5 protein-coding genes are annotated in these 3,119 nt (G+C 47.3%); all 5 read right to left on the bottom strand.

What is annotated here, in order from left to right:
* Window positions 1-63: 63 nt before the first annotated feature.
* Window positions 64-288, bottom strand: a complete 225-nt coding sequence (gene atpE, locus KW93_RS08125) for a F0F1 ATP synthase subunit C (RefSeq protein ID WP_033542498.1) — start codon at window positions 286-288, stop codon at window positions 64-66.
* A gap of 61 nt (window positions 289-349) precedes the next feature.
* Complete coding sequence (gene atpB / locus KW93_RS08120; RefSeq protein ID WP_033542497.1) at window positions 350-1,066, bottom strand: F0F1 ATP synthase subunit A; 717 nt, start codon at window positions 1,064-1,066, stop codon at window positions 350-352.
* Between the two features lie 27 nt (window positions 1,067-1,093).
* Window positions 1,094-1,465 carry an ATP synthase subunit I gene (locus KW93_RS08115; RefSeq protein WP_033542496.1) on the bottom strand — a complete coding sequence of 124 codons (372 nt, stop codon included), beginning with the start codon at window positions 1,463-1,465 and terminating at the stop codon, window positions 1,094-1,096.
* A gap of 3 nt (window positions 1,466-1,468) precedes the next feature.
* Window positions 1,469-1,690, bottom strand: a complete 222-nt coding sequence (locus KW93_RS08110) for an AtpZ/AtpI family protein (RefSeq protein WP_033542495.1) — start codon at window positions 1,688-1,690, stop codon at window positions 1,469-1,471.
* A 213-nt stretch (window positions 1,691-1,903) separates the two neighbouring features.
* Window positions 1,904-3,022, bottom strand: a complete 1,119-nt coding sequence (gene wecB, locus KW93_RS08105; RefSeq protein WP_033542494.1) for a non-hydrolyzing UDP-N-acetylglucosamine 2-epimerase — start codon at window positions 3,020-3,022, stop codon at window positions 1,904-1,906.
* Between the last annotated feature and the right edge of the window lie 97 nt (window positions 3,023-3,119).

The following is a 3,119-nucleotide window of genomic DNA, read 5'->3' as shown; positions in this document are numbered from 1 at the left end:
GCTTCGTCGCAAAGAGATGGGCCCATAAACTTTGGGCCATCTCTTCACTGTCGCTTTTCAATACTACTGGTTCATAACGATGAATGCGATAACTACTGCGATGATAGGAACTGCCTCTACCAATGCAACACCGATGAACATAACTGTTTGAAGTGCGCCACGTGCTTCTGGCTGGCGAGCGATACCTTCAACTGTTTTTGAAACGATAAGACCGTTACCGATACCTGCGCCTAGTGCTGCTAAACCTACTGCGATTGCTGCTGCTAATAAACCTAATGAACCTGTCATTGTAATGTGTCCTCCTCAGGATAGTTGTTTTTTATTTTTGCCCACATGGGCGGTCTTCTGTTTAATGGTCTTCGCTTGTTTTATGCGAAATATAAACCATCGTCAGCATCACGAAAATGAATGCCTGGATTGTCCCGATAAAGATCGAGAATCCTTGCCAAGCCATCATTGGAAGCACGGCGGCTGCAAACCCGAAGATACTTGCTCCACCCAGCCCTGCCAATAATCCCAAAAGGATCTCACCGGCAAAGATGTTTCCGTAAAGACGCAGACCGAGTGTCAGCGTATTTGCGAATTCTTCGACGATTTTCAGCGGGAGCAGGAATGGCATCGGTTTCAGATAATCTGCACCATAGCCTTTCAAGCCTTTTTGCTTAATGCCGTAATAATGACTCAAAATGATGATTGTTGCTGCCAGAGTCATTGTTACTGTCGGATCAGCTGTCGGTGATTTCCACCAAAGATCTCCTTCAATAATGATTGCGAATGGCAGACCCAGCATATTCGAAACAAAGATGAACATGAGCAGCGTAATCCCAAGTACATGGAACCGTCCGCCGTCTTTCCAGTCCATATTGCTCTTTATGATGCCTTTTACAAAATCCATGATCCATTCCATGAAGTTTTGCATTCCGCCCGGTTTCAGCTGTAAGTTCCGCGTTGAAATGAATGCGATTAGGAACACGACAACTGCGGCTACTATAAGCATCATAACGTTGGATAAGTTAAACCACAGACCGAACAGCGGATCTTGCCACATTGGAGCTCCATGATCCACGATAGTTTCACCTCTCTTTCCACATTCTTAATGGTGTTTCACGTGATGGATGATCCGCTCCGCCAAAAGGAGGATATATGGAATCATCAATCCAATTACCGTACTGACCAAGTGAATGTGCTCTGCGAATAATATCGCAATCGCCACAGCTGCTACACCTGATGCAAACCGTAATGCCGTTCCAAGGGAACGAACTTTCGAGCCTTCAACCATCGCCCGGTCAAATTTGTCCATTCTGCGGACCAGGATCCACATATTATAAATGCCGAACAAAGTTCCGATAATCAGACCGGCAAAGATGTCCTGGTACGGGGTGAATCCCCAGCCAAGCACGAACAATGCCAGGATAAAGAAAATTATCCTTTTTTGTCTTGTGAAAATCTCCCTGAGTCCATCCATTTTTTACTTGTCTCCTGATTCGAATTTTTGGACGGTCTGAAGCATTGCCCAAACGCCTGCTGAGATGCCTGCGAAGAGGCAGATGACCAGAAAGAGCGGGGCGGTTCCGAACTTTCCATCGAGCCACATACCTGTGAACACACCGATGAGCGTGGAACCGACAAGTTGTGAGAGAATGGCGCTGTAAAGTGCCATCGCTTGTAAGGGACTTTTTTTCGGGTGCATGATAAACCCCTCGAAATTCGTTGATTTGACATTTTACCCCTATAAAAGAGCAGTCGCATCAGGCTTTTACCATAAAATATTATGTAAAAAAACCTTTTCATGCATACCCTTTGTAAGCATACAATAGGGGTAAAATCATGTCAATTGATAGAAGTGAAAAACTTCACAAGCAAAAAGCGGCTGACATATTGTGGACAAAAATTCACAATATGATTATTTCTTGCTGAAATAGTCGAGCAGCGCTTCGACTATCCGGCCCGATGCTTTGCCGTCTCCGTAAGGGTTCGAAGCATGCGACATTGCCTTATAGGCTGCTTCATCTGTCAACAGCTCTTTTGCAAGTCCATAGATCGTCTCTTCATCCGTACCGGCGAGTTTCAATGTGCCGGCGTCGATGCCTTCCGGACGTTCCGTCGTATCACGGAGCACCAGAACCGGTTTGCCGAGCGACGGTGCTTCTTCCTGAATGCCGCCTGAATCCGTCAATATAATGAAGGAACGTGCCGCGAAGTTATGGAAATCCAATACTTCAAGCGGTTCGATCAGATGGATGCGCGGATCGCGGCCAAGCACTTCGTCCGCCACTTCACGCACGGCCGGATTCATATGGACCGGGTAAACAACCTGGATGTCATCGTGCTCTTCGATCAGGCGTTTGATGGCTCGGAACATATTGCGCATCGGCTGCCCCAGATTTTCACGGCGATGAGCCGTCAGCAGGATCATGCGGTCAGAACCGATTTTTTCAAGAATGGGATGTGAATAAGTATCTTTCACAGTCGTCTGCAAGGCGTCGATCGCCGTATTGCCGGTGATGTAGATCAGTTCTTCTTTTTTGTTCTCTGCCCGCAGATTCTGCGCTGATTTTTCAGTCGGCGCAAAATGCAGATCCGCAATAACGCCTGTCAGCTGCCGGTTCATTTCTTCCGGATAAGGCGAGAACTTATTGTGCGTGCGAAGACCTGCTTCGACATGTCCCACTGCAACCTGATTATAGAAAGCTGCAAGGCTTGCGACAAAAGTAGTCGACGTATCGCCGTGCACGAGAACGATATCCGGCTGTGCTTCTTTCATCACCTTATCAAGGCCTTCGAGCGCCCGCGTAGTGACTTCGATTAACGTCTGGCGGTCTTTCATGATGTTCAGATCAAAATCCGGTGTGATCTTGAAAGTTTCAAGCACCTGATCAAGCATTTCACGGTGCTGCGCTGTCACTGTAACAAGCGGCTCGATCGTGTCCGGATGTTTTTGCAGTTCCAGTACAAGCGGCGCCATTTTGATGGCTTCCGGCCGTGTACCGAATATCGTCATGACTTTCAATTTCTTCGTCAAAAGAATCAGCCTCGCTTTATCATTGTTTAGACTCCAGCTGCTGCAGGATTAAAAGCTGCTGCTGCATCGCTGCTTCGTCGCAAAGAGATGGGCCCAT

The sequence above is a fragment of the Planococcus sp. CAU13 genome (assembly GCF_000775575.1).
Taxonomy (GTDB): domain Bacteria; phylum Bacillota; class Bacilli; order Bacillales_A; family Planococcaceae; genus Planococcus.
The sequence above is the reverse complement of the archived record's forward strand: the minus strand, read 5'-3'. Positions and strand labels throughout refer to the sequence as shown.